The following is a 22923-nucleotide window of genomic DNA, read 5'->3' as shown; positions in this document are numbered from 1 at the left end:
ATCAAGGTGCTCGGGTAAGGGAATGTGAAGGCGCCGCACGCAGAAGCGTGCGGCGCTTTTTCCGCCAAGAATTAACCCGAATTCCCCCATTCCGCTCCGCATCCGCGGCATACCGCTATTGACACTGCACCAATCATATGATATAATTCTAAAGCGTGCCCCGTAAGGGGCTTTGATTTTGATCCAACCGCAGGAGGTGGCTGACCGTGGCATCCGATAAGCGCGTCAAGGTTACGATGGCTTGCCAGGATTGCAAGCAGCGTAATTACAACACCATGAAGAACAAGAAGAACGACCCCGACCGCTTGGAAATGAGCAAGTATTGCCGTTTCTGCAAAAAGCACACCGCGCACAAGGAGACCAAATAGAGCGCCTGTGCGCGCATAAGCGTGAGACTGTGCGAAAGTGAGGGAGACCCATGGCCAAGCCCAACACCCCCGAAAAGGAGCAGCAGACCGGCTTCTTCCGGAAGATCGGCCGCTTCTTCAAGAACCTCGGCCTCGGCATCGCCCGCAGCTTCAAGGAGATGTTCTCGGAGCTCAAGAAGGTGACCTGGCCCACCCGGAAAGAGCTGGTCAACTATACGCTGGTCGTGCTCGCGTTCATGACCATGATGGGCATCATCATCGGCGTGCTGGACGCAGGCGCCGCGTGGCTGGTCAGCGCGCTCATCAGGGTATAGGGAGAGCATATGGCAGAGCAAGCGCCTCAGTGGTACGTGGTGCATACCTATTCCGGGTATGAGAACAAGGTCAAGGCGAACCTTGAGAAGTCCGTTGAAAACAACGGCATGCAGGATCGGATCTTTGAGGTCAAGATCCCCGTCGAAGAGGCCGTCGAGATCAAGAATAACAAACGCAAGACCGTGCAGCGGAAACTCCTGCCCGGCTATGTGATGGTGCGCATGATTATGACCAATGAGTCGTGGTACTTGGTGCGCAACACACGCGGCGTGACCGGCTTTGTCGGCCCGGGGTCGAAGCCCACGCCACTGTCCGAGATGGATTTTTTAAGCATCGGCGAGAACCGCACCGCGACGCGCATCGACATCGAGGTGGGCGACGAGGTGCGCATACTGACCGGGCTGTTCGAGAACTTCAGCGGTCGCGTGGTGTCCATCGACCAGGTCAACAAGAAGGTCAAGGTCATGGTGCCAATGCTCAAGCGCGAGACCGCCGTCGAACTTGAATACGACGAGGTCGTGCGCGAAGTGCGATAAAGGGGAGCGGCGGCCCATTCGGGCGCTTCCCCAAGTGACTGACATCCCGCACCGCGGGTTTCAGCGTGGGAGGAATGCGGGGCAAGCCCCGCGTTCCGTTTCACCACATTAAGTTAAGGAGGACATCCCCATGGCCAAGAAGGTAACCGCGCTTATCAAGCTGCAGGTCAACGCCGGCAAGGCGACGCCCGCGCCGCCGATCGGCCCCGCGTTGGGCCAGCACGGCGTGAACATCCCGGGCTTCTGCAAGGAGTTCAACGACCGCACCGCCAAGCAGATCGGCCTGGTCATCCCGGTGGTCATCACCGTCTACCAGGACCGCTCGTTCACCTTTGTCACCAAGACTCCCCCCGCCGCCGTGCTCATCAAGAAGGCGTGCGGCCTGGAGCACGCCTCGGGCCGCCCCAACAAGGAGAAGGTCGCCAGCATCACCAAGGCGCAGGTCAAGGAAATCGCCGAGCTCAAGATGCCCGATCTGAACGCGGCCAGCGTGGAAGCCGCCATAAGCATGGTCGCCGGCACCGCCCGCTCGATGGGCGTCACGGTGGTCGACTGATTCCTATAGCGACAGTATGTGGGAGGACGAAGCGCCGTTTGCACCACAGGGAGGAATAGAAATGACGAAGGGTAAGAAATATCAGGACAGCGTGAAGCTGATCGACCGCCTCAAGCAGTACGACCCCGACGCCGCGGTGGCGCTGGTTAAGCAGACCGCCAAGGCCAAGTTCGACGAAACCGTCGAAATCCACGTGCGTCTGGGCGTCGACCCGCGCCACGCCGATCAGCAGGTGCGCGGCACCGTCGTGCTGCCGCACGGCACCGGCAAGACCAAGAGCGTGCTGGTGATTTGCAAGGCCGACAAGGCCAAGGAAGCCGAGGACGCCGGCGCCGACTTCGTGGGCGCCGAGGACATGATCGCCAAGATTCAGGGCGGCTGGTTCGGCTTCGACGTGATGGTCGCCACGCCCGACATGATGGGCCTGGTCGGCCGCTTGGGCCGTGTGCTCGGCCCCAAGGGCCTTATGCCCAACCCCAAGACCGGCACCGTGACGATGGATCTGAACAAGGCCATCGGCGAGATCAAGGCCGGTAAGGTCGAGTACCGCGTCGATAAGACCGCGATCATCCACTGCCCGGTCGGCAAGGCCTCGTTCGACAGCCAGAAGCTCGAAGAGAACCTGCGCACGCTGATGGAAGCCATCCTCAAGGCCAAGCCGGCGGCCGCCAAGGGCACCTACATCCGCTCGGCCGTGATATCGAGCACCATGGGCCCGGCGATCAAGCTGAACGCGTTGAAATTCTAGCCCAGGCTGCCTTTACAAGCCGCCGCGTAAAAATACGCGGCGGCTATGTTTTAACTTGACATACTATATCACATATGCTAAACTGGTCAAGTGCCATGAAGATGGCCGTGCCATAGACAGCGGGTGCTACGCATAAGGCCCACGGGCCGCCCGCCGAGGCGCAACGATGAAAGTGCTTCTTTCGCCTTGCGCTGCTGTGCGCGAGGCGATTTTTGTGGCCCATCCGGGACGGGAAAGAGGTGCAAGAACATTGTCCAAGAACTTAGACATCAAGAAGGGCGTCGTGCAGGAGATCAAGCAGAAGTTTGAATCGGCCCATTCGGCCATTCTGCTCGACTACCGCGGCTTGACCGTGGCCGAGGTGACCGAGTTGCGCAACCAGTGCCGCGCCGCCGGCGTCGAGTACGTGGTGCTTAAGAACACCATGATCGATCTGGCCGTGAAGGAACTGGGCATCACCGGCCTCGACGGCCACCTCAAGGGCCCCACCGCCGTGGCCTTTGGCATGAAGGACGCGGTCGCGCCCGCCAAGGTGCTGACCGAGTTCATCAAGAAGACCAAGAAGACGCAGGTCAAGTGCGGCGTAGTCGACGGCCATGTGATCGACGTCAAGGGCGTCACCGCGCTGTCGGAACTGCCGCCGAAGGAGGTCCTCATCGCCAAGATGATGGGCAGCCTGAACGCGCCGATTACCAACTTCGTGGGCGTGCTGTCCGCGACGCTGCGCTCGCTGGTGTACGCCATCGAAGCCGTGCGCAAGCAGAAAGCCGGCGAATAGTGCATCGTCGTAGGGGCGACCTGCGGTCGTCCGCAACCCAAATAATTTGAGGAGGATAATATCATGAACCGCGAAGAACTGATTTCCGCCATTGAGTCGATGACCGTACTGGAGTTGGCCGAGCTGGTGAAGGCCCTGGAAGAGAAGTTTGGCGTGTCCGCCGCCGCGCCGGTGGCCATGGCCGCCGCCCCCGCCGCCGCCGCCCCCGCGGAGGCCGCCGAAGAGAAGACCGAGTTCGACGTGATCCTGAAGGAAGTCGGCTCCGAGAAGATCAAGGTCATCAAGGTCGTGCGCGAAGTCGTGTCCGGCCTGGGCCTCAAGGAAGCCAAGGATCTGGTCGACGGCGCCCCGAAGCCCCTCAAGGAAGGCGTCACCAAGGAAGAAGCCGAGAAGATCGTGGCCGCTTTCAAAGAAGTGGGCGCGACCTGCGAGATCAAGTAAGATTTGCCTGTGCAGGCACCGCCGCGCGAATGCGCGGCGGTGCTTTTTGTGACGGGGTATGCGAGCGAGAACCCCCTGCATTCCTCAGGCTGCGTTAAGCCCGGCTTTACGCGGCGCGGGGATACGCACCTCTTCTACATCCGCTCCGGCGCGGCGATGCCGATCAGGCCCAGCGCGGTCTTCAGCGTCTGGCGCGTGATGTCGGTGAGCTTAAGGCGCGCGGCGCTTGTGCCCGGCTCGTCGCCGAGGATCCGACGCTCATAATAGAACTTATTGTAGGCCTGCGCGACCGACACCGCGTAGCGGGTAATCATCGAGGGCTCCGAACGCTCGATCGCGGTCGCGACCGCATCGGGGAACTGCTCGATCAGCCGCACCACGTCCTGCGCCTCGGCATCGGACAGCGCGCCGTAGTCCGGCTCGCCCGCGCGCTCGCCCCCGGCCTCGGCCTTGCGCTGAACCGAGCAGCAGCGCGCGTGCGTGTACTGCACGTAGGGGCCGGTCTCGCCGTCGAAGTTGAGCGCGCGATCCCACCAGAAGTCGATGTCCTTGATCCGGTTGTTATACAAATCGAAGAAGATCACCGCGCCCACGCCCACCTGCCGCGCGACCGCGTCCTTGTCCTCAAGGCCCGGGCTCTTCTCCTCGATGATGGCGCGCGCCTTGGCGATCGCCTCGTTCAACAAGTCCTCGAGGTACACGATGTGCCCCTTGCGCGTGGACAGCGTCTCGCCCTCATACGACACCATGCCGAACGACACATGCTCCATGTCGCGGTGCCACGGATAGCCCATCAGGTCGATCACCTTGAACAGCTGCTTGAAGTGCAGATCCTGCTGGTAGGCCACCACATACAGGCAGCGCGCGAAATCGTAGGTATGCTTGCGGTAAAACGCCGCGGCCAGGTCGCGCGTGGCGTACAGCGTCGCCCCGTCCTTCTTGAGGATCAGGCAGGGCGGCATGCCGTAGGCCTCGAGGTCGACGATCTTCGCGCCGTCGGAGTCCGTGAGAAGCCCCTTCTCCGTAAGCTCCTCCACCACCGGGCCCATCTTGTCATTGTAGAACGCCTCGCCCGCGTAGGAGTCGAACGAAACCCCGAGCAGCTCGTATACGCGCGCCGCGTCCTTGAGCGTGACCTCCTTGAACCATTCGAAGATCTCGAGCGCTTCCGGGTCGCCTTCCTCGATGCGCTTGAACCAGGCGCGACCCTCGTCCGCCAGCGCCGGATCGTCCGCGCTTTCCTGATCGAAGCGCACGTACAGCTTGACCATCTCGTCGACGCCGCCGCGCTCGACCGTCTCACGGTCGCCCCACTTTTTATAGGCGCAGATCATCTTGCCGAACTGCGTGCCCCAGTCGCCCAGGTGGTTGATCGATACGACCTTGTAGCCGCTGAATCGGTACAGCTGGCTCAGCGCGTGCCCGATCATCGTGCTCGACAGGTGGCCGATGTGGAAGCGCTTGGCGATGTTGATCGACGAGTAGTCGATGCACACGGTCTTGCCGTGCCCCGCGTCCGATCCGCCGTAGCGCGCGCCCTCGGCCTGCGCAAGCGTGAGCACCTCGCGGGCGTAGGTGGCCCGGTCGATGTAAAAGTTGAGATAGCCCTTGACCGAATCCACGCGCCGCAGAAAAGGCGCGGTAAGCTTCGCCGCCAGCGCGTCCGCGATCATCGGCGGCGCCTTGCGCAGCGCCTTGGCCAGCTTGAAGCACGGAAACGCGTAGTCGCCCAGCGCCGTGTCCGGCGGCACCTCGAGCGCCGCGCCGATGTCGTCTATGTGAAGCCCGTGCCCGCCGAACACGCAGTCCAGCGCGCCCGCGATCTCGCCCGCAATTGCCTTTCTAAAGTCCATGTCCCTCGCAACCTTCCTCAATGGTATCGTTGTTCGCAATCCGGTCGGCCAGGCGCATGACCGCCCGCTCGATCTGCTCGGCGGCGCGCCGGTAGGCCGCCCCCCTCCCGCCGAACGGATCGGCGATGTCGCCGGACAACCCCGCGGCCAGGTTCAGCGTGGTCGCCCGCGCGGCCGGAAACCGCCGTTTGAGCTCGCGCAGCTGCGCGCCGGTCATGCACAGGATCAGCGCGCCTTCGGTATGCGACTTCATCAGCGGAACCGCGCCGGCGGGCGCAAAGGGGATGCCCCGTTTTTCCAGCTCCGCCTGCGCGCCGCCCGAGATCGGCGCGCCCTCGAAGGCGTGCAGCCCCGCCGAGCGCACTTCAGCGCCCTCGACGCCGCGCTCGGCCAGCCGAACGCGCAGCATGGCTTCGGCCATCGGGCTGCGGCAGGTATTGCCGGTGCACACCATGACGATACTGATCATTTGGCCTCTCCATCCGTGTCGATCAGGTCAAACGCCGCCGCGCGGCCCATGCGGTTCATCACCGCGAGTCCCAGCCCTTCGGCGTCCACCGCCTCCGCGAAGATGCGCGTCACGCCCCGCTCGTCCATCTTGCGCAGCGCGGCGAACAGTTTGGCCGCCGCCTGCACCGCGTCCTCGCCGAGCGAGTACATGCGCCGATCGCCGTACAGCGCGCGGTGTCCGGCCAGCGCCAGCACGCAGGGCGTTTCGCCCGCCGCCTCGGCCTCGTCGTAGAGCGCGGCGATCCGTTCCGCCGCCCGTGCGCCCTGGACGATGGTCATGCGCGCCTCGGGCGCGTAGTGGCGGTACTTCATGCCGGGCGAGCGCGCTACCTCGCCCATCTTGAGCGGGCGCAGGATGCTGCCGTCCAGTTCCACGCCATGGGCGTGCTCGGCGATCATCTCGGCGGTCACGCCGCCCGGCCTGAGCACGCGCGGCGGGTCGCAGGTCACGTCAAGCACCGTCGATTCCAGGCCTACCGCGCAGGGGCCCCCATCGAGAATCAGCGGGATGCGCCCGTCCATGTCGATGAGCACGTGCTGCGCGGTCGTGGGGCTGGGCCGGCCCGAGCGGTTGGCGCTTGGCGCGGCGATCGGCACGCGCGCGCGCTCGATCAGCGCGCGCGCGGCCGGGTGCGATGGCAGGCGTATGCCGACCGTGTCGAGCCCGGCGCTGACCTCGTCGGGCACCGCGCGCGACTTCCTCATCACCATCGTGAGCGGGCCGGGCCAGAAAGCTTCGGCCAGCTGCCGCGCCGCCGCAGGCATCGGCCCGTCGATCAGCGCGTCCGCCTGATCGAGTGATGCGATGTGCACGATCAGCGGGTTGTCGCCCGGCCGGCCTTTGGCTTCAAAAATCCCTTGAACCGCCGCGCCGTCGAGCGCGTTTGCGCCCAGCCCGTACACGGTCTCGGTCGGAAACGCAACCAGGCCTCCCGCCCGGATCAGCGCGCCCGCCTCGCCGAGGCTCTCCTCGGTCACCGGGCTTATTCGTGTGTTCACATCTGCTCCTGGAGCTTCAGCTGCTCGGTCTGCTCGTACAGGATCAGCGCGTCGATCAGCTCGTCAAGGTCGCCGTTCAGCACCTCGCCCAGCCGGTACAGCGTCAGAGCGATCCGGTGGTCGGACACGCGGCCCTGCGGGAAGTTGTAGGTGCGGATGCGCTCGGAGCGGTCGCCCGTGCCCACCTGCGACTTGCGCGCGGAGGCGTATTCCGACCTGGCCGTCTTGCGCTGCATGTCGTATAACCGCGCGCGCAGCACGCGCATGGCCTCCTCGCGATTCTGGATTTGAGAGCGCTGGTCCTGGCTGGTCACCACGAGCCCGGTCGGCAGGTGGGTGATGCGCACGGCGGAGTCGGTCCGGTTGACGTGCTGCCCGCCCGCGCCCGACGCGCGGTAGGTGTCGATGCGCAAATCGTTCGGCGCTATGCTGACCTCGACGTCCTCGGCCTCGGGCAGCACCGCCACGGTGCAGGTGGAGGTGTGGATGCGCCCGCCCGACTCGGTGACCGGCACGCGCTGCACACGGTGCACGCCGCTCTCGTACTTGAGCCGCGAGAACACGCCCTTGCCCTGGATCATGACCACGCATTCCTTGATGCCGCCGAGCTCGGTCTCGCCGCCCTCGGTGATCTCGGCCTTCCAGCCGCGCGACTCGGCGTAGTGGATGTACATGCGCACGAGCTCCGCGCCAAACAGCCCGGCCTCGTCGCCGCCCGCGCCCGCGCGCACCTCGAGGATGGCGTTGCGGAAGTCGTCGGGGTCCTTGGGCAGCAGCCGTCTGCGCGCCTCTTCGGTCATCTCGACCATCCGGGGTTCAAGCGCCTCGAGCTCCTCCTTGGCCATCTCGGCCATGTCGGGGCTGTCCAGCATCGCGGTGGCCTGCTCAATCTCGTCGGCGAGCTTGCGGTATTCGAGCGCGAACGCCGCCATGTCGGCCGTCTCCGCGTGCTCGCGCATCAACTGTTGAAACAGCGCGCCGTCCGAGATCACCTCGGGCAGCGTGACGCGGATCGACAGCTCTTCGTAGCGCCCCACGAGCGCTTCCATCTGGCGCAGTATGCGCGCCTGTTCGTTGTTCATAGCCTTCTACCCCTCGGCATTGAGCGCGACTACGCGCTCGATCTGATTGAGGTCCCGGTATATTTCGCAATGGCCGCCGAGCAATTCGCAGACCGCGCGCGCCTGGCCCGCGCCCACCTCAAACAGCGCCCGGCCGCCCGGCTTCAAAAATCCGCGCACCTCCGCCGCCGCGCGCCGGTAGAAGGCGAGCCCGTCTTCTCCGCCGTAGAGCGCCGACGCCGGCTCGAACCTCACCTCAGGCTGCAACGCGTCCATGTCGGCCCCGGTCAGATACGGCGGGTTGCAGGCGATCACATCGAACCGCCGCCCGCGCACCGGCTCAAAAAAGTCGCCGCACGCGAACTCGACCCGCGCGTCCAGCCGCCGCGCGTTCTCGCGCGCCAACGCAAGCGCATCTGCCGACAGATCGGTCGCCGTGACCCGCGCGTCCGGACACTTGAGCGCGATCGCAATCGCCACCGCACCGCTGCCGGTGCACAGGTCGAGCGCTTCGGTGCCGACCTCGGTCTGCTTTATGTGCTCAATCGCCAATTCGCAAAGCAGCTCGGTGTCCTGGCGCGGGATCAGCACGCGCTCGTCCACGCGGAAGTCGTACCCCATGAACGGGGCGTAACCCAACACATACTGCAGCGGCACACCCGACGCGCGCCGTTCAAGCCAGTCGGCAAGACGCGATAGACTCCGGTCCGGAATCGGCCGGCCGAGCGCCAAGCGCAGCTCGGTCGGCGTCGCGCGCAGCGCGTCCTCAAGCATCCAGCGCGCCTCGACGGCGGCGTCCGGCCCCGGAATGCGCCCTTCCGCCTCAGTGAGCCATTGCCGCACCGTCATGGACGACCTCCGGCTCGGTGGCCTCGCCGCCGGCCGGGATCGGCTGCGCGGCTTCGGCCTTCCACTCCATGCCCATCGAGGCCTTGAGCGAGGTCAGCGCCACCTCGAGCATCTGGTCGTCGGGCTCGGCGGTGGTGACCTTCTGCACCATCAGCCCCGGCCACTTGAGCGCGCGCACCCACCAGCGATCCTCGGCGCGCGCCAGCCCCTGCAGCACCTCGTAGGAGATGCCGGCCACCAGCGGCAGCAGCAGCAGGTTGCTGCCCAAGCGCCTGAACACATTGGTCGAGTTGTTGCCGAGGAACAGGAACACCACGATCGAGATCACCATGACGATCACGAGGAAGCTGGTGCCGCAGCGCGGGTGCAGCCGCGTGAACGCGCGCGCATTGTCCACGGTCAGCTCCTTGCCCGATTCGTAGCAGTAGATCGACTTGTGCTCCGCGCCGTGGTACTGGAACACGCGCCGGATCTCCTTGAGCCGCGAGACCAGCCCAATGTAGGTCAAAAACACCCCGATGCGCACCACGCCGCCAATGATCTTGACCAGCGCGTTCGACTGGACGTAGCGCTTTATCAGCGCCTCGATGCCCACCGGCAGGGCGAAGAACAGCCCGATCGCCAGCACCACGGCCAGCACGACCGCCACCGCCATCATCACGTCATCCGGCTTCATGTGCAGGATCTCGGCCAGCTTGCGCTCGAACTTCGAGGGCTCCTCGGGCGCTTCGCCCGCCATCTCGGCCGACTCGGCCAGCGTCTTCATGCCCGACGCGAGGCTCATGACGAAGCTTGTGATGCCGCGCAGCAACGGCCACTTGAGGCAGGGGTACTTGTCGCCCGGCTTCACGGTTGCGCGGGTCTTTACGGCGATCTGGCCGTTTTGTTGGCGCACCGCAATCGCGGTCAGCTTCGAGCCCTGCATCATCACGCCCTCCATGACCGCCTGGCCGCCCGGCCGAAACGGCGCGCCCTCGCTCTGCCGCCCAAAGAACCAATCCTTGAATCCCTTGATGAACTTCGACATATGCCGTCGTACCTCCGCGCAATACTCCCCTTATTTATACCCTAAGCGCCCGTACAAAAAACAGACCGGGGTGCGCCCGATCTGCATTTTCTGTTTGACGTGCAAAATCCGGCGTACTCTATACGCCAGGAGCCTACATGCCGTAGCGCTTCTTGAAGCGGTCCACGCGTCCGCCGGTGTCGACCAGCTTCTGCTTGCCCGTGTAGAACGGATGGCACTTCGCGCAGATGTCAACGCGCATCTCCTTCTTGACGGAACCCGTTTCAAACGTCTCGCCGCACACGCAGCGCACGACCGACTTGCCGTAGTTGGGATGAATCTTTTCCTTCATGGCTCTCACCTCTCTATGCGGGTGGCATCGACGCGCACAAGATACGCACGTCACAAAGCGTATTATAGCACACCCCGGGTGCTATTGCAACGATGCTTTGATATTTTACACGCATCCTGTGTCGCGGCCCCCGACTTAACACAACCCGCCCTTGACAAGCGGCGACGGCGGCGCATATAATTGGACAAATCAAGGTGATGGAGGCCGAGCGATGAACGCGCATGCCAAGCGATTTGCGGGCTACCGGATTCCGAGCTTTTTTATGGGCTTCGGCTTTTTTGCGCACCCGCCTTTCGGTCGTCGCATCGATTTGTGACATCGTTGTATAACCGGCAGGCGGGCGTCCGAGAGGGCGACCCGCCTTTTTCCTATACAATCTGTAGAGGATGGGGGGATTTCTATGATCGTCGTACTCAGGAAGGGTGCGCCGCAGGCGGGCATCGACCGGCTGAGCGCGTACCTTGCCGGACTGGGCGTTACGGTCAACCCGGTGGTGGGCACCGATCTGACCATATTGGGGCTGGTTGGCGACACCTCGCGCATCGACGCGTCGGGGCTCGAGGCCTACGCGCTGGTCGAGCGGGTGATGCACGTGGGCGAACCGTTCAAGCTGGCCAACCGGGCGTTCCACCCCGAAAACACCGTGGTCGAGGCGGCGGGGCGCACGGTCGGCGGCACGGCGCTCGCCGTGATGGCCGGGCCCTGCTCGGTCGAGAGCGAGGATCAGATCAAGGGGATCGCGCGCGCTGTGAAAGCGTCGGGCGCGACGTTCCTGCGCGGCGGCGCGTTCAAGCCCCGCACCTCCCCCTACGCGTTTCAGGGACTAAAATACGAGGGCCTCAAGCTGCTGGAAATGGCCAAGGCCGAGACCGGGCTGCCCATCGTGACCGAGATCATCTCGCCCGAGGACATCGAGGCGTTCGACCGCGCGGCCGACGTGATCCAGGTGGGCGCGCGCAGCATGCAGAACTTCGACCTGCTGTCCCACCTGGGCCAACTCAGAAAACCCATATTGCTCAAGCGCGGTCCGTCGGCCACGATCGAGGAATGGCTGATGTCGGCCGAGTACATCATGGCCGGCGGCAACAGGCAGGTGATCCTGTGCGAGCGCGGCATCCGCACGTTCGAAAATTACACGCGCAACACGCTCGACATCTCGGCGGTGGCCGCGGTCAAGAAGTTGAGCCACCTGCCGATCCTGATCGACCCCAGCCACGCCACCGGCCACTGGTGGATGGTGGAATCGATGGCGCGCGCGGCGGTGGCCGCGGGCGCGGACGGGCTGATGATCGAGGTGCACAACGACCCCGAGCATGCGCTCAGCGACGGCAAGCAGTCGATCAAGCCCGAGGGCTTCGAAGCCTTGATGCAGTCGATCCGCCCCATCGCGGCCGCAGTGGGACGCAGCGCATAAGGAGGCCCTATGGCATATTGTTCACTGCGGGTGCATCTTCACGAACGCTCCTACGACATCGAGATCGGGCGCGCTCTGATCGCGGACGCCGGCGCGCGGATCCTGAAGGCCGCGCCCGCCCGGCGCGCGCTGGTGCTGACCGACGAGACGGTGCGGCCGCTCTACGCGGGGCAGCTGATGGCGTCGCTCGCGCAGGCCGGCTGCGAGGCGGCGCTTGTCGCGGTGGAGCCGGGCGAGGGCAGCAAGCGCCTTGCCGTGCTCGGCCATGTCTACGACGCGCTGGCCGCACACGGCATGGGGCGTGACGATCTGCTGATCGCGCTGGGCGGCGGGGTGGTGGGCGACCTCGGCGGGTTCGCCGCGGCCACCTATTTGCGCGGCATCCGCTACGCGCAGGTGCCGACCACGCTGCTCGCCCTGGTGGACAGCGCCGTGGGCGGCAAGACCGCGATCGACCTTGCCGCCGGCAAGAACCTGGTCGGCGCGTTCCATCAGCCCGCGGCGGTGGTGGCCGATCCGGATGTGCTTACGACGCTGAGCGATCGCGTCTTCGCCGACGGCATGGCCGAGGTGATTAAATACGCGCTGGCGTTCGATGAATCCTTGCTTTCGCTGTCAGGCGGAGCACGCGCCCACGCGCAAGACAACATGGAGCAGATCGTCTCGCGCTGCCTCGACCTCAAGCGCCGCGTGGTGGAAGCCGACGAGCGCGACCGGGGCGAGCGCATGCTGCTCAACCTCGGGCATACGCTCGGCCACGCGATCGAGGCGGCACAACACTTCCGTGATTACACGCACGGCGAGGCGGTGGCTGCCGGCATGCACCTGATCGCGCGATTGGGCGAGCGGGCGGGCCTGACGGAAAAAGGCACCGCCGACCGGGTGGCATCCATCCTCACGGCCTGGCGGCTGCCGACCGCCTGCGACAAGGCGCTGCTGAGCGCGATGCGGCCTATGCTGCTCAGGGACAAGAAGCACATCGGCGGCGCGCTCAACATCGTGGTGCTGGAACGCTGCGGGCGCGCGCGCATCGAGCGGGTGGACGCATCATTTTTCGAGGGGGTGGAGCAATGGCTTCGGTGACGATTGAACCGGGGCGCCTGGACGGGATCGTGGACGCGCCGCCTTCGAAGAGCCTGATGCACCGCGCGGTGCTGCTCTCCGCGCTGGCGGGCGGCAAGAGCCAAATCGCCCCGGTGACCTTAAGCGAAGACATTCGCGCGACGCTCTCCGCCGTGCGCGCGCTGGGCGCGCGCTGGACGCTGAACGGGGATGCGCTGACCGTGATGGGCGGCGCGCGCGGCGCGCGGGCCGGGGAGGGCCTTGCGCTGATCGACTGCGCCGAATCGGGCTCGACGCTGCGCTTCCTCGTACCCATCGCGCTGGCGCTGGGCCGGGGCGCGCGTTTCGTGGGGCGCGGGCGGCTGAACCAGCGCCCGATGGAGCCCTACGAGCGCATCTGCCGCGCGCAGGGCATCGCCTACGAGCGGCGCGAGGGGCCGGTGCTCGACCTCCGGGTCGAGGGCCAGCTCAAGAGCGGCGCGTTCGAACTGCCGGGCGACGTCAGCTCCCAGTTCGTGAGCGGCCTCTTGATGGCACTGCCGCTGCTGAGGGACGATTCCACGATCCGGCTGACGAGCGAACTGGAGTCGCGCGGCTACATCGGGTTGACGCTCGACGCGATGAAGGCGTTCGGCGTCAAGGTGCAGCGCCCGAACGAGCGGCTGTTCAAGGTGCCCGGCAAGCAGCGCTATCGCGCGCGCGACTACCATGTCGAGGGCGACTACTCGCAGGCGGCGGTGTTTTTGTGCGCGGCGGCGCTCGGGCACGGCGCGCGCGTGCGGGGGCTGCCGCAAAACACGCTGCAGGGCGACCAGGCGGTGCTTTCCTACCTGATGCGCATGGGCGCGCAGGTGTGGGAGCGGGACGGGATCAGCGGGGCCTGCTCGGGCGAACTGCACGGCGCGGTGATCGACGGGCGCGACTGCCCCGACATACTGCCCATCCTGGCGCTGGCGGGCGCGCTGGCCGAGGGCGAGACGCGCATCGTCAACGCCGCGCGGCTGCGCCTGAAAGAGAGCGACCGGATCGCGGCCACCTGCGAGGCGCTCAGCGCGCTGGGCGCGCGAGCGAAAGAGACCGAGGACGGGATGGTCGTCGAGGGCGTGAAGCGGCTGCGCGGCGGCGTGACCGTCGGCTGCGCGGGCGACCATCGGATCGCGATGCTGCTGGCGGTGGCGGCGCTGCACGCCGACGCGCCGGTGACGCTGACCGGGGTGGAATGCCTGAACAAGTCCTACCCCAACTTCTTCAAGGATTTTCAGGCGTTGGGAGGGATCGTACATGCCGGGTAGCTGGGGCAACCATGTGAAAATCACCATCTTCGGCGAGTCGCACGGCCCCGCGGTCGGGGTCACCGTCGACGGCCTGCCCGCGGGCTTCGCGCCCGACATGGACGCCGTGCGCGCGCACATGGCGCGCCGCGCGCCGGGCAACAGCCCGCTGAGCACGCCGCGCAAAGAAGCGGATGAATTCGAGGTGCTGTCCGGGCTCTATCAGGGCAAGCTGACCGGCACGCCGCTGACCGCGATCATCCGCAACTTAGGCCAGCGCTCGGCCGATTACAGCGGCATGCCCGACCTGCTGCGCCCCGGCCACGCCGACTACACCGGCCACGTGCGCTACCTGGGGTACGAGGACCCGCGCGGCGGCGGCCACTTCTCGGGCCGGATCACCGCGGCTCTGACGTTTGCCGGCGCGCTGGCGCTGCAGTGGCTCTCAAGCCAGGGCGTCGAGATCGCGGCCAAGATCATCGGCATCGGCCCGCTCTCGGGCGACGGTCTGACCGAGGAGATGCAAGATGCGATCCTGGCCGCGAAGGCCGACGGCGACAGCGTCGGCGGGCGGATCGAGTGCCGGGCCGCCGGGCTGCCCGCCGGGCTGGGCGCGCCGTTCTTCGATTCGGTCGAATCGGTGATGGCGCATATGCTGTTCTCGATTCCGGCGGTCAAGGGCGTCGAGTTCGGCGACGGCTTCGCGATCTCGGCGCTGCGCGGAAGCGTTTCCAACGACCAGATGGTGACGGAGAACGGCATCATCCGCCACCTGACCAATCACGCGGGCGGCATCCTCGGCGGCATCACCAACGGCGAACCGCTGATCGTGCGCGTCGCGATCAAGCCCCCGGCCTCGATCGCGCGCAGCCAGCACACGGTGTCGCTGAAGCGCGGCGTCGACGCCGTGCTCGCCGTCGAGGGCCGCCACGACCCCTGCATCGCGCCGCGCGCGCTGCCGGTCGTCGAATCGGCGGTGGCGCTGGCGCTTTCCGAGCTTTGGAAGGAGCGGCTGACATGGACGAACTAGCGCGGCTGCGCGAATCGATCGACGAAATTGACGCCCAAATCTGCCGCTTGTTCGAGGCGCGCATGGACGCCGCCCGGGCGGTCGCGGCCTACAAACGCGAGCGGAATATGCCGGTGCTGCAGCCCGAGCGCGAGCGCGCCGTGCTCGAGCGCGCCGCCGCGCGCATGGGCAATCCCGACTACGCGCCGGGCGCGCGCATGCTGTTCGAGGCGCTGATGGCGGCCAGCCGGGCGCTCCAGCATGAAGCGCTGGCTTCGGGCCGCGCCGAAGCGCCCGCCGGGCGCGCGCTGCCCGAAGCCCCGCTCGTGGCCTATCCGGGCGCGCCGGGCTCGTTCAGCGAGCAGGCTGCGCTCGACTTTTTCGGCGAGGAGGCGCGCACGCTGGCCGTAGACACCTTTGAAGAGGCGGCGCGCGCGCTGGCCGAGGAGCGGGCCGACTGCGCGGTGCTGCCGCTGGAAAACTCCACCGCCGGCAGCGTGGACGAGAGCTACGCCCTGATCGAGGACATGCGCCTCAACATCGCGGGCGAGCAGTACGTGAAGGTCGCGCACCACCTGCTGGGCGCGCCGGGCGCAAAGCTCGAAGACGTGCGCGAGGTGCGCTCGCATCCGCAGGCGATCGCGCAATGCCGCGCGCTGCTGCTGGGCCACCCCGAATGGCGCGTCGTGCCCTGCGAGAACACCGCGCTGGCGGCGCGCGCGGTGCGGGACGCGCGCGACCCGTCGGTCGCCGCGCTGGCGAGCGCGCGCGCCGGGGCGCTGTACGGCCTTACCGTGCTGCATAGGGATGCGCAGGATGCCGAGCGCAACGCCACGCGCTTCGCCGTGCTGACGCGCGAGCCGGTCGAGCCCCCCGCCGCCGACAAGGCCAGCGTGGTGTTCACGCTGCCCGACGAGGTGGGGGCCCTTGCGCGGGTGATGGCGGCGTTCGCGCGCCGGCGCATCAACTTGAAACGCCTCCAGTCGCGCCCGGTGCCCGAAGCGCCCTGGACCTACCGCTTCCACGCCGACCTCGAGTGGATCTCCGGCCGGCGCGCGCTGCTGTCGGCGCTCGAGGAAGCCGGGCGCGACGCGCAGAGCCTCACGCTGCTCGGGCTCTACGCCAACAATCGGAGGGACGCCCCATGAAGTACGGCCTCTTGGGGCGGAAGCTGTCCCACAGCCTGTCGGTGCCGATCCACCGGGCGTTCTTCGAGCGCCGGCGCCTTGCGGACAGCTACGAATTGCTCGAGCTCGAGCCCGATCAGGTGCGCAATCTGCGCGCGCTGATGGAGGCCGAGGGGTTTGGCGCTCTCAACGTAACCATCCCCTACAAGCAGGCGGTGATGCCGCTGTGCGACGAGCTGACCGACAGTGCGCAACGCGTCGGCGCTGTCAATACGCTGCTGCGCAAAGGCGGCCGGCTGATCGGCCACAACACCGATTGGTACGGCTTCGAAGCGCTGCTCGCCCACGCGGGCATCGAACCCAAGGGCCGCGTCTGCGCGGTGCTGGGCGCGACCGGCGGCGCGGCGAAGGCCGCTACCCAGGCCCTGCGCGCGGGAGGGGCCGAGCTGTACCTGGTCAGCCGGCAAGGCCCCATGACCTACGATGATCTTTCGCGCGCCGATTTCGACCTGCTGGTCAACTGCACGCCGGTGGGCATGTTCCCCGACATCGACGCTTCGCCCGTGCCGCGCGAGGTGGCCGCGCGCGCGGACGTGCTCGACATGATCTACAACCCGGCCGAAACAGCGCTGATGGCAAACGCCCGCGCGGCGGGCCGGCGGGCGGAAAACGGGCTCTACATGCTGGTGGCGCAGGCCGTCGCCGCCGAGGCGTTCTGGCGCGGCGAGCCGATCGACAGGGACGCCATCCGCTTCATCTACGCCCAGATGCGCGGCATCGCGCTGATCGGCCTGCCCGGCTCGGGCAAGACCACGCTGGGCCAGGGGCTGGCCGCGCTCATCGGCCGGCCGTTCGTCGACCTAGACCGGGCAATTGAGCGCGAGACCGGGCGCACCATCCCCGAGCTGTTCAAACAGGGCGAGGCCTGCTTCCGCGACGCCGAAAGCGCCGCCGTCCGACGCCATGCCGGGCAGTACGCGGTGCTGTCCTGCGGCGGCGGCGTGGTTAAGCGCGACGAAAACGTGCGCGCGCTGCGCGAGGGCGGCCTGGTGATCTTCCTCGACCGCCCAACCTGCCGCATCCTGTCCGACATCGACGTCAGCGGCCGCCCGCTGCTCGCCGGGGGCGCCGCGCGCCTGTACGCGCTCGAACGCGAGCGCCGCGCGCTCTACGAGCGCGCGGCGCACATCACCGTAAAAAACGACGCAGGGCCGGAAGAAGCGCTTCAGGCTCTGGCGCGAGCCGTAAAGACATGGGCGCACAACGGGTAACCCCCGCGAACGGCCCCTGCGGTACATTTGCACGCGTCGTCTTCACACCGACGGTGCTTTGTACCGTCCCAAAACCCCCTCGACAGCCCCCGTGTCAACCGCAGCGCACAGTCGTTCATGATTTAGAATCCCACCACCACGCCGCCGTCGTTGGCGTACATGGCGCTGATGCCGCTCGGGCGGCAAATCAGCACTTCCTTGAACCCGCAGAAGCGCTCTACCGCGTCGCGAATCGCCTCCGCACGGCTGAGCGCGCAGCAGTGGGTAATCACGAGGCTGCGCTCGCCGGGGATCAGGGCGGCGCATTTTTCCTTAATCATGCCGATCATCGAGATCAGCGCCCGCTCCATCGACAGCGCCTTGCCGCGTACGTCGATGCTGCCGTCCGGGCGCGCGCCCATGACCAGCTTGATGCGCAGCGCCATGGAGATCAGCGCCTGCAGGTGGCTCAGCCGCCCGGCTTTTTTCAGGACGCTCAAATCCTCCAGCACGAACAGCGTGGTCAGCGACGCGATAAAGGCCTCGACCTGCTCGACCACTTGGCGGAACGGCAGCGCGCGCCCGGCCAACTCGCAGATTTTGAGGCACACCGCCGCCTGGCCCGCCGAGGCCGACAGCGTGTTGAACACGTGCACATTGCGCTGGGGCTTAACCGCCTTTATCATGTCGGCGGCCACCACCGCGCTTGAGTACGAGCCGCTCACCTTGTCCGACATCGCCACCATGTACACGTCGGCGTCGTCCTCGCCGCAGGCGTCCACGAACGCCCCCGGCGAAGGGCAGGCCGAGGTCGGGGCCTGCGGCTCGCGCTTCATGCGCTCGACCAGTTCATCGGTGTCGAGGCTATCGTCGTCGATTAAGGTGTCGTCGCCCAGGCGGATCGTCAGCGGCACGCGCGACACCTGGGCGAGCGCGTCGTGCCGGTCGGGATGGTCGGCGCAACTGTCCGAGACAACTCTATACGCCATGCTTATCGCTTCCTTCCCAAAAAGAACAGCGCCATCGTGCCCGGACCGGAGTGCGCGCCGATCACCGGCCCCACGTAGCTGACGTACACGGCCTTGGGGTTCATCGATTCGCGCACCATGTCGGCCAGCTGTTCCGCCTCCTCGAGGCAGTCGCCATGGCTGATGAACACCACCGCGCCTTCGCGCTCTATGGCGGTCTCCTCCATCTTCTCCTTCATCCGGCGAATCGACGCCTTGCGCCCGCGCACCGCCTCCACCTTGACCAGATGCCCCTCGTCGTCGACGTGCATCACCGGTTTGATGGAAAGGATCGAGCCTACGATCTCGGTGGCGGTGGAGATGCGCCCGCCGCGCTTGAGGAAGTGCAGATCGTCCACGGTGAACCAGTGGCATAGGTTGAGCTTGATCCCCTCCACATAGTCGCGTACCTCGTCGATCGACGCGCCCTCGCGCTGCTTCATGACCGCCAGGTATACGAGCAACCCCTGGCCCATCGAGGCGGCCAGCGTGTCGACCACATACAGCTTGCGCTCGGGAAACCTCCCCCGAAGCGCCTCCGCCGCCATCTGCGCGTGCTGGCAGGTGGCGCTCAGCCCCGAGGAAAACCCCAGGCAGAGCACATCGCGGCCCTGCTCAAGCAGCGGCTCGAACAACTGGGCAAAGGCCTCCACGTTGACCGCGCTGGTCTTGGCCATCTCGCCCGCGCGCAGCCGCCGGTAGAATTCAGAAAACCCGATCTCGCGCCCGTCGAGGTAGTTCGCGTAAGCCTGGTCGCCCATCGTCACCGACAGCGGCAGCACCAGAAGCCCCAGCTCCTCGGCCAACTCGTGGGGCAAATCGCACGAGGAATCGGTTACGATCCTATAGTCGCCCATATCCGAGCTCCCTTCCGTCATAAAGTCGCGTGTATCCCCCATAAATCGACAATCTCATGCTAACACATCGCGGGCAATCTGTCAATTCGGGCGGCGTGGCCGCCCGCCTATGCCCCGCCATGCGCGAAGCATTATGAATTCGAAGCAATTAACGCCCGGTCATGGCGCTTCGTCGAGCGTTTTGCGGCAACGAGCGGGCGGTAAAACACCCGCCGGGCAGCGCCGGAACCGATTGGCTGCCGCCTGGGCCTACGCCTCAGCGCGAATGCGTATATCCTTCTTTTTCGTAGATCCCGATCCAGCCCCTGAGCCGCTTGAAGAACTCCTCGTTGTTGGCGGTCTTTTCCATCATGCCGATCAGCTGTTCCGCGGTCTCCTGATTGCTGGCGTTGCTCATCAGCCTGCGCACCTGGTACGCGCCCTCGAGCTCCTCCTTGGTCATCAGCAGGTCCTCGCGGCGCGTGCCCGACTTGTTCAGGTCGATCGCGGGGAAGATGCGCTTCTCCGACAGCTTGCGGTCCAGGTGCAGCTCCATGTTGCCGGTGCCCTTGAACTCCTCGTAGATGATGTCGTCCATGCGGCTGCCGGTCTCCACCAGCGCGGTGGCGATGATGGTCAGGCTGCCGCCGTGCTCGATGTTGCGCGCCGCGCCGAAGAAGCGCTTGGGTTTGTACAGCGCTCCCGGATCAAGGCCGCCCGACAGCGTGCGCCCGGTCGGCGGTACCACGAGGTTGTACGCGCGCGCCAGCCGCGTGATGGAATCGAGCAGGATCACCACGTCCTGGCCGTGCTCGACCAGCCGCTGCGCCCGCTCGATCACCATCTCGGCGCAGCGCGTGTGGTTTTCAGGCATCTCGTCAAACGTGGAGTACACCACCTCGCCGTGGGTCGAGCGCTGCATATCGGTGACTTCCTCGGGCCGCTCGTCGATCAGCAGCACGATCAGGTGCGCCTCGGGGTGATTCTTGGTGATGGCGTTGGCGATCTTCTTGAGCAGCACCGTCTTGCCTGCCTTGGGTTGGGATACGATCAGCCCGCGCTGGCCCTTGCCGATCGGCGCGATCATGTCGATCACGCGCAACGCCAGGTCGGTCTTCTCGCCGGGCGATTCCAGCCGGAGCCGCTCGTCGGGGTGCAGCGGCGTCAGGTCCTCGAACCTGCGCCGATGGTTCGCCCGCTCGGGGCTCTCGCCGTTGATCTGGTTGATGTAGATCATCGCGCCGTATCGGTCGCCCTCGCGCGTGGGCCGGGTCTTGCCCTGCACGCAGTCGCCGGTGCGCAGGTTGAAGCGGCGGATTTGCGCCTGCGATATGTACACGTCCCGGTTGCCCGGCAAATAGTTGTCGGCGCGCAGGAACCCGTAACCCTCGGGGTGGATCTCGAGCACACCCTCGCCGTCGCTGCACTCGCCGCTGCTGAGCAGGTCGGGTACCGCCGGATTCGACGTGCCGTACTCCTGGTTGTAGTAGCCGTCTCGGCGCGGCGGCTGCCGCACGAACGCGCGCTGCGCCGGGAGCTCGTTTGCAGCGGGCGGCTGGCCCGCCGGCTGGGGCTGGACGGCCGACCCGGGTTGGACCCTCGTCCCGGGTTGGACCCCCGTCCCGGGTTGGGCCGCCGGGCGGACGAACGCCGGGGCGGGCTGCTGCGCCGGCTGCGCGGGCAGGCCGCGTCCGGGCGCGCGCTGCACGCGCGGATGCGCGGCGGGGCCGGTCGCCAGGGCGCGCATGGGCGTCCTCGAAGGCGCGCGGCCGTCGGGCTGGTTGTGGCTGCGCCGGGGCTGGAATGCGTACGGGGATGGGGGCGGGGCGATATGGACATCGCTCCCTACGGGTTGAGCCTCGGCCTTCGGTTCGGGCTGGATCGCCGATGCGGGTTGGACTTCGGCCTTGGGCTGCGGTTGGGGAGCCCGCGCGGGTTGGACTTCGGCCTTGGGCTCAGGTTGGGGAGCCCGCGCGGGTTGGACTTCGGCCTTGGGCTCAGGTTGGGGAGCCCGCGCGGGTTGGACTTCGGCCTTGGGCTCAGGTTGGGGGGCCCGCGCGGGTTGGGCTTCGGCCTTGGGCTGCGGTTGGGGGGCCCGCGCGGGTTGGACTTCGGCCTTGGGCTGCGGTTGGGGGGCCGATTCGGGCGCGACGGGCAGCGGTGTCCTGCGCGGGCGACCGCCGGGGCGCTTGGGCGGGGCTTCCGGTGTGGACGGTTCCTCCGCCTCCGAGGGACGTTCCGCCCCCGCCGTCGCAGCCGGGCGGGTGCTATCCTCCCCTGCGGGCGCGGGCGCCGTTGCCGGAAGCAAAGCTTCCGCCGGAGCCGGGGTACGGCCCTGTCCGGCCGACTGCAAGCCCTCGAGCAGTTGCTCGACCAGCCGGGCCTTGTTCAGGCCGGCCGGAAGCTTGACGCCCTCGGCCTTGGCCAGAGCGCGCAACTGAGCCACCGTCTTCATATGCAGTGATCGATAATCCACAAAGTTTGCTCCTCTCGGCGTGGTATTGAAAGTATCTCCACTAAAATTCACGGTTTTTGGGCGACCACTACGTCGCGCACGATGGCCTGCTCGACCCAGTGCGCCAGGTGGTCGTAGGATTCTCCGCGGCATACGCTGAAACCGGCGTCCGCGAGCGCCGCACGCGCGGTCTCGGGCCTCAGCGTGTGGCTGTTGAACGACAACGCCACCGCGCCGCCCGGCTTGAGCGCGGCAAGGAGCGGCCCCGCCATGCGCCCGAGCAGCTTTTCGAAGGACTCGCGCCCGCCCGGCCCGTGCTGCACGCCGTAGGGCATGTCAAACGCGGCCAGGTGGAACCGGCCCGCGCCAAACGCCCGCGCGGCGCTCTCACAATCGAGCGCGGTCGCCGACAGCGTACGCTGATCGCCCGCGCGGTATTGCGCGGCGTCGGCCGCGAACGAAACGCGCCTGATCTGCGCCGATCGCTTGCCGGGCAGCGTAAGGGCGTCCTGCCGGAGGGCGTGCTTGAAATGGTGGTGCTCGAGGTATTTCCTGAGGAACGTCAGCCCCTCGCCGATCTCCCGCCCGTCGAGGTCCGCCCCCCAGGCGTCGTAACCGCGGTTACAGGCCTCAAACAGCGTGGTGAGCCGGCCGCACATGGGGTCGAACAGGCAAAGCTTATGGTCGAACGCACCCGCAAACGCGCTCGACAGCAACGCCATGTTGACCAAGAAGCCGGTGAAGCGTTCGTTGGTCTTGCCCTTGTATTTGAATGCCGTTCAGGTCGTGCCCGAGGAACGCCTTAGCGCGCCCGCCAACCGGCGCGAGCCGGTCGCCGTGCACCTCGCACAGCAGGTAATTCAGCGAGTGGAGAGCGAGCAGCGCGCACGCCCTTTCACTGAGCTCCGGCGCTTCGAAGCAAATGATGCCGGCGCCGAAAAGTTCGTCCAGCCGGGGCTTTGCGTCGATGCCCGCCGCGGACAGCAGCGCAAGCGCCTCGCAGAGCGCCAGGGGCTGCACCGCCTGCTGATAGCGGCCGTTGGCATGCGGCCGCAGGAGGATGCCGTATTTCATTGTAAAATGCTCCCGGATCAGTCTATGCCATACGCACGCCCGATAT

Annotated in this window: 25 protein-coding genes and 1 other annotated feature; of the genes, 13 read left to right on the top strand and 12 right to left on the bottom strand. The window is 66.5% G+C overall.

Going from position 1 to position 22923, the window contains the following annotated elements:
* Positions 1-206: 206 nt before the first annotated feature.
* The 7 genes from rpmG to rplL all read left to right on the top strand — a co-directional run bounded on the left by rpmG (position 207) and on the right by rplL (position 3742).
* The gene (rpmG, locus tag ACH6CV_RS10030; protein ID WP_456358051.1) at positions 207-368 is read left to right on the top strand and encodes a 50S ribosomal protein L33; all 162 of its coding nucleotides are present in this window, start codon (positions 207-209) and stop codon (positions 366-368) included.
* A 50-nt stretch (positions 369-418) separates the two neighbouring features.
* On the top strand, positions 419-682 hold the full coding sequence (secE, locus tag ACH6CV_RS10025; protein WP_456358050.1) for a preprotein translocase subunit SecE: 264 nt from the start codon (positions 419-421) through the stop codon (positions 680-682).
* 9 nt (positions 683-691) lie between these two features.
* Positions 692-1219, top strand: a complete 528-nt coding sequence (gene nusG, locus ACH6CV_RS10020) for a transcription termination/antitermination protein NusG (protein WP_456358049.1) — start codon at positions 692-694, stop codon at positions 1217-1219.
* 130 nt (positions 1220-1349) lie between these two features.
* Positions 1350-1775, top strand: coding sequence for a 50S ribosomal protein L11 (gene rplK, locus ACH6CV_RS10015; RefSeq protein ID WP_456358048.1), 426 nt, complete (start codon positions 1350-1352; stop codon positions 1773-1775).
* Between the two features lie 61 nt (positions 1776-1836).
* Positions 1837-2523: a 50S ribosomal protein L1 gene (gene rplA, locus ACH6CV_RS10010; protein WP_456358047.1), complete on the top strand. Its 687-nt coding sequence runs from the start codon at positions 1837-1839 to the stop codon at positions 2521-2523.
* Between the two features lie 92 nt (positions 2524-2615).
* Positions 2616-2746 (top strand) — a sequence feature (ribosomal protein L10 leader region).
* Positions 2747-2773: 27 nt separating this feature from the next.
* The gene (gene rplJ / locus ACH6CV_RS10005) at positions 2774-3301 is read left to right on the top strand and encodes a 50S ribosomal protein L10 (protein ID WP_456358046.1); all 528 of its coding nucleotides are present in this window, start codon (positions 2774-2776) and stop codon (positions 3299-3301) included.
* A 63-nt stretch (positions 3302-3364) separates the two neighbouring features.
* Positions 3365-3742, top strand: a complete 378-nt coding sequence (rplL, locus tag ACH6CV_RS10000) for a 50S ribosomal protein L7/L12 (protein ID WP_456358045.1) — start codon at positions 3365-3367, stop codon at positions 3740-3742.
* 134 nt (positions 3743-3876) lie between these two features.
* Here the strand turns inward: rplL and argS are convergent, their stop codons facing one another.
* The 7 genes from argS to rpmE all read right to left on the bottom strand — a co-directional run bounded on the left by argS (position 3877) and on the right by rpmE (position 10372).
* A complete protein-coding gene (gene argS / locus ACH6CV_RS09995; protein WP_456358044.1) occupies positions 3877-5595 on the bottom strand; it encodes an arginine--tRNA ligase in 1719 nt (572 codons plus the stop codon).
* Positions 5585-6064, bottom strand: a complete 480-nt coding sequence (locus ACH6CV_RS09990; protein ID WP_456358043.1) for an arsenate reductase/protein-tyrosine-phosphatase family protein — start codon at positions 6062-6064, stop codon at positions 5585-5587. The genes argS and ACH6CV_RS09990 overlap by 11 nt, the downstream gene beginning before the upstream one ends.
* Positions 6061-7104 (bottom strand): L-threonylcarbamoyladenylate synthase, encoded by a 1044-nt coding sequence (locus ACH6CV_RS09985; RefSeq protein ID WP_456358042.1) that lies wholly within the window; start codon positions 7102-7104, stop codon positions 6061-6063. Before ACH6CV_RS09985 ends, ACH6CV_RS09990 begins: the two co-directional genes overlap by 4 nt.
* The gene (prfA, locus tag ACH6CV_RS09980) at positions 7101-8165 is read right to left on the bottom strand and encodes a peptide chain release factor 1 (RefSeq protein WP_456358053.1); all 1065 of its coding nucleotides are present in this window, start codon (positions 8163-8165) and stop codon (positions 7101-7103) included. The genes ACH6CV_RS09985 and prfA overlap by 4 nt, the downstream gene beginning before the upstream one ends.
* Positions 8166-8192: 27 nt before the next feature.
* Positions 8193-9014: a peptide chain release factor N(5)-glutamine methyltransferase gene (prmC, locus tag ACH6CV_RS09975; RefSeq protein WP_456358041.1), complete on the bottom strand. Its 822-nt coding sequence runs from the start codon at positions 9012-9014 to the stop codon at positions 8193-8195.
* On the bottom strand, positions 8989-10041 hold the full coding sequence (locus ACH6CV_RS09970; protein WP_456358040.1) for a DUF1385 domain-containing protein: 1053 nt from the start codon (positions 10039-10041) through the stop codon (positions 8989-8991). The genes prmC and ACH6CV_RS09970 overlap by 26 nt, the downstream gene beginning before the upstream one ends.
* Positions 10042-10174: 133 nt before the next feature.
* Positions 10175-10372: a 50S ribosomal protein L31 gene (gene rpmE, locus ACH6CV_RS09965; RefSeq protein WP_456358039.1), complete on the bottom strand. Its 198-nt coding sequence runs from the start codon at positions 10370-10372 to the stop codon at positions 10175-10177.
* Between the two features lie 400 nt (positions 10373-10772).
* Here rpmE and aroF point away from each other — a divergent pair, with 400 nt between their 5' ends.
* Genes aroF through ACH6CV_RS09935 form a run of 6 tightly spaced genes read left to right on the top strand, consistent with a single transcriptional unit; the run spans position 10773 to position 17526 of the window.
* Positions 10773-11786: a 3-deoxy-7-phosphoheptulonate synthase gene (gene aroF, locus ACH6CV_RS09960; RefSeq protein WP_456358038.1), complete on the top strand. Its 1014-nt coding sequence runs from the start codon at positions 10773-10775 to the stop codon at positions 11784-11786.
* A 9-nt stretch (positions 11787-11795) separates the two neighbouring features.
* Positions 11796-12869, top strand: a complete 1074-nt coding sequence (gene aroB, locus ACH6CV_RS09955; RefSeq protein ID WP_456358037.1) for a 3-dehydroquinate synthase — start codon at positions 11796-11798, stop codon at positions 12867-12869.
* On the top strand, positions 12857-14140 hold the full coding sequence (gene aroA / locus ACH6CV_RS09950; RefSeq protein WP_456358036.1) for a 3-phosphoshikimate 1-carboxyvinyltransferase: 1284 nt from the start codon (positions 12857-12859) through the stop codon (positions 14138-14140). Before aroB ends, aroA begins: the two co-directional genes overlap by 13 nt.
* Positions 14130-15149 (top strand): chorismate synthase, encoded by a 1020-nt coding sequence (locus tag ACH6CV_RS09945; RefSeq protein WP_456358035.1) that lies wholly within the window; start codon positions 14130-14132, stop codon positions 15147-15149. Before aroA ends, ACH6CV_RS09945 begins: the two co-directional genes overlap by 11 nt.
* Positions 15137-16276: a bifunctional chorismate mutase/prephenate dehydratase gene (locus tag ACH6CV_RS09940; RefSeq protein ID WP_456358034.1), complete on the top strand. Its 1140-nt coding sequence runs from the start codon at positions 15137-15139 to the stop codon at positions 16274-16276. Before ACH6CV_RS09945 ends, ACH6CV_RS09940 begins: the two co-directional genes overlap by 13 nt.
* Positions 16273-17526, top strand: coding sequence for a shikimate kinase (locus ACH6CV_RS09935; RefSeq protein ID WP_456358033.1), 1254 nt, complete (start codon positions 16273-16275; stop codon positions 17524-17526). Before ACH6CV_RS09940 ends, ACH6CV_RS09935 begins: the two co-directional genes overlap by 4 nt.
* 122 nt (positions 17527-17648) lie before the next feature.
* Here ACH6CV_RS09935 and ACH6CV_RS09930 read toward each other — a convergent pair whose 3' ends face one another.
* The 5 genes from ACH6CV_RS09930 to ACH6CV_RS09910 form a co-directional block, all read right to left on the bottom strand.
* Positions 17649-18494 (bottom strand): DegV family protein, encoded by an 846-nt coding sequence (locus ACH6CV_RS09930; RefSeq protein WP_456358032.1) that lies wholly within the window; start codon positions 18492-18494, stop codon positions 17649-17651.
* A 2-nt stretch (positions 18495-18496) separates the two neighbouring features.
* Positions 18497-19369 (bottom strand): DegV family protein, encoded by an 873-nt coding sequence (locus tag ACH6CV_RS09925; protein WP_456358031.1) that lies wholly within the window; start codon positions 19367-19369, stop codon positions 18497-18499.
* 256 nt (positions 19370-19625) lie between these two features.
* On the bottom strand, positions 19626-21824 hold the full coding sequence (rho, locus tag ACH6CV_RS09920; protein WP_456358030.1) for a transcription termination factor Rho: 2199 nt from the start codon (positions 21822-21824) through the stop codon (positions 19626-19628).
* A gap of 47 nt (positions 21825-21871) precedes the next feature.
* Positions 21872-22525: a hypothetical protein gene (locus ACH6CV_RS09915; protein ID WP_456358029.1), complete on the bottom strand. Its 654-nt coding sequence runs from the start codon at positions 22523-22525 to the stop codon at positions 21872-21874.
* Entirely contained in the window at positions 22482-22877 is a 396-nt protein-coding gene (locus ACH6CV_RS09910) for a hypothetical protein (RefSeq protein ID WP_456358028.1), read from the bottom strand. The genes ACH6CV_RS09915 and ACH6CV_RS09910 overlap by 44 nt, the downstream gene beginning before the upstream one ends.
* Positions 22878-22923 lie beyond the last annotated feature (46 nt).

Source organism: Anaerozeibacter quisquiliarum, from assembly GCF_051162045.1.
In the GTDB taxonomy this organism is placed as follows: Bacteria; Bacillota; Clostridia; order Christensenellales; family Aristaeellaceae; genus Anaerozeibacter; species Anaerozeibacter quisquiliarum.
This window is presented reverse-complemented; position numbering and strand designations above follow the sequence as displayed.

Coding starts and splice junctions, on each gene's coding strand:
- secE (WP_456358050.1), top strand. CDS start 419: ATGGCCAAGCCCAACACCCCCGAAAAGGAGCAGCAGACCGGCTTCTTC.
- nusG (WP_456358049.1), top strand. CDS start 692: ATGGCAGAGCAAGCGCCTCAGTGGTACGTGGTGCATACCTATTCCGGG.
- rplK (WP_456358048.1), top strand. CDS start 1,350: ATGGCCAAGAAGGTAACCGCGCTTATCAAGCTGCAGGTCAACGCCGGC.
- rplA (WP_456358047.1), top strand. CDS start 1,837: ATGACGAAGGGTAAGAAATATCAGGACAGCGTGAAGCTGATCGACCGC.
- rplL (WP_456358045.1), top strand. CDS start 3,365: ATGAACCGCGAAGAACTGATTTCCGCCATTGAGTCGATGACCGTACTG.
- argS (WP_456358044.1), bottom strand. CDS start 5,595: ATGGACTTTAGAAAGGCAATTGCGGGCGAGATCGCGGGCGCGCTGGAC.
- ACH6CV_RS09990 (WP_456358043.1), bottom strand. CDS start 6,064: ATGATCAGTATCGTCATGGTGTGCACCGGCAATACCTGCCGCAGCCCG.
- prmC (WP_456358041.1), bottom strand. CDS start 9,014: ATGACGGTGCGGCAATGGCTCACTGAGGCGGAAGGGCGCATTCCGGGG.
- ACH6CV_RS09970 (WP_456358040.1), bottom strand. CDS start 10,041: ATGTCGAAGTTCATCAAGGGATTCAAGGATTGGTTCTTTGGGCGGCAG.
- rpmE (WP_456358039.1), bottom strand. CDS start 10,372: ATGAAGGAAAAGATTCATCCCAACTACGGCAAGTCGGTCGTGCGCTGC.
- aroF (WP_456358038.1), top strand. CDS start 10,773: ATGATCGTCGTACTCAGGAAGGGTGCGCCGCAGGCGGGCATCGACCGG.
- aroB (WP_456358037.1), top strand. CDS start 11,796: ATGGCATATTGTTCACTGCGGGTGCATCTTCACGAACGCTCCTACGAC.
- aroA (WP_456358036.1), top strand. CDS start 12,857: ATGGCTTCGGTGACGATTGAACCGGGGCGCCTGGACGGGATCGTGGAC.
- ACH6CV_RS09945 (WP_456358035.1), top strand. CDS start 14,130: ATGCCGGGTAGCTGGGGCAACCATGTGAAAATCACCATCTTCGGCGAG.
- ACH6CV_RS09940 (WP_456358034.1), top strand. CDS start 15,137: ATGGACGAACTAGCGCGGCTGCGCGAATCGATCGACGAAATTGACGCC.
- ACH6CV_RS09935 (WP_456358033.1), top strand. CDS start 16,273: ATGAAGTACGGCCTCTTGGGGCGGAAGCTGTCCCACAGCCTGTCGGTG.
- ACH6CV_RS09930 (WP_456358032.1), bottom strand. CDS start 18,494: ATGGCGTATAGAGTTGTCTCGGACAGTTGCGCCGACCATCCCGACCGG.
- ACH6CV_RS09925 (WP_456358031.1), bottom strand. CDS start 19,369: ATGGGCGACTATAGGATCGTAACCGATTCCTCGTGCGATTTGCCCCAC.
- ACH6CV_RS09915 (WP_456358029.1), bottom strand. CDS start 22,525: ATGGCGTTGCTGTCGAGCGCGTTTGCGGGTGCGTTCGACCATAAGCTT.
- ACH6CV_RS09910 (WP_456358028.1), bottom strand. CDS start 22,877: ATGAAATACGGCATCCTCCTGCGGCCGCATGCCAACGGCCGCTATCAG.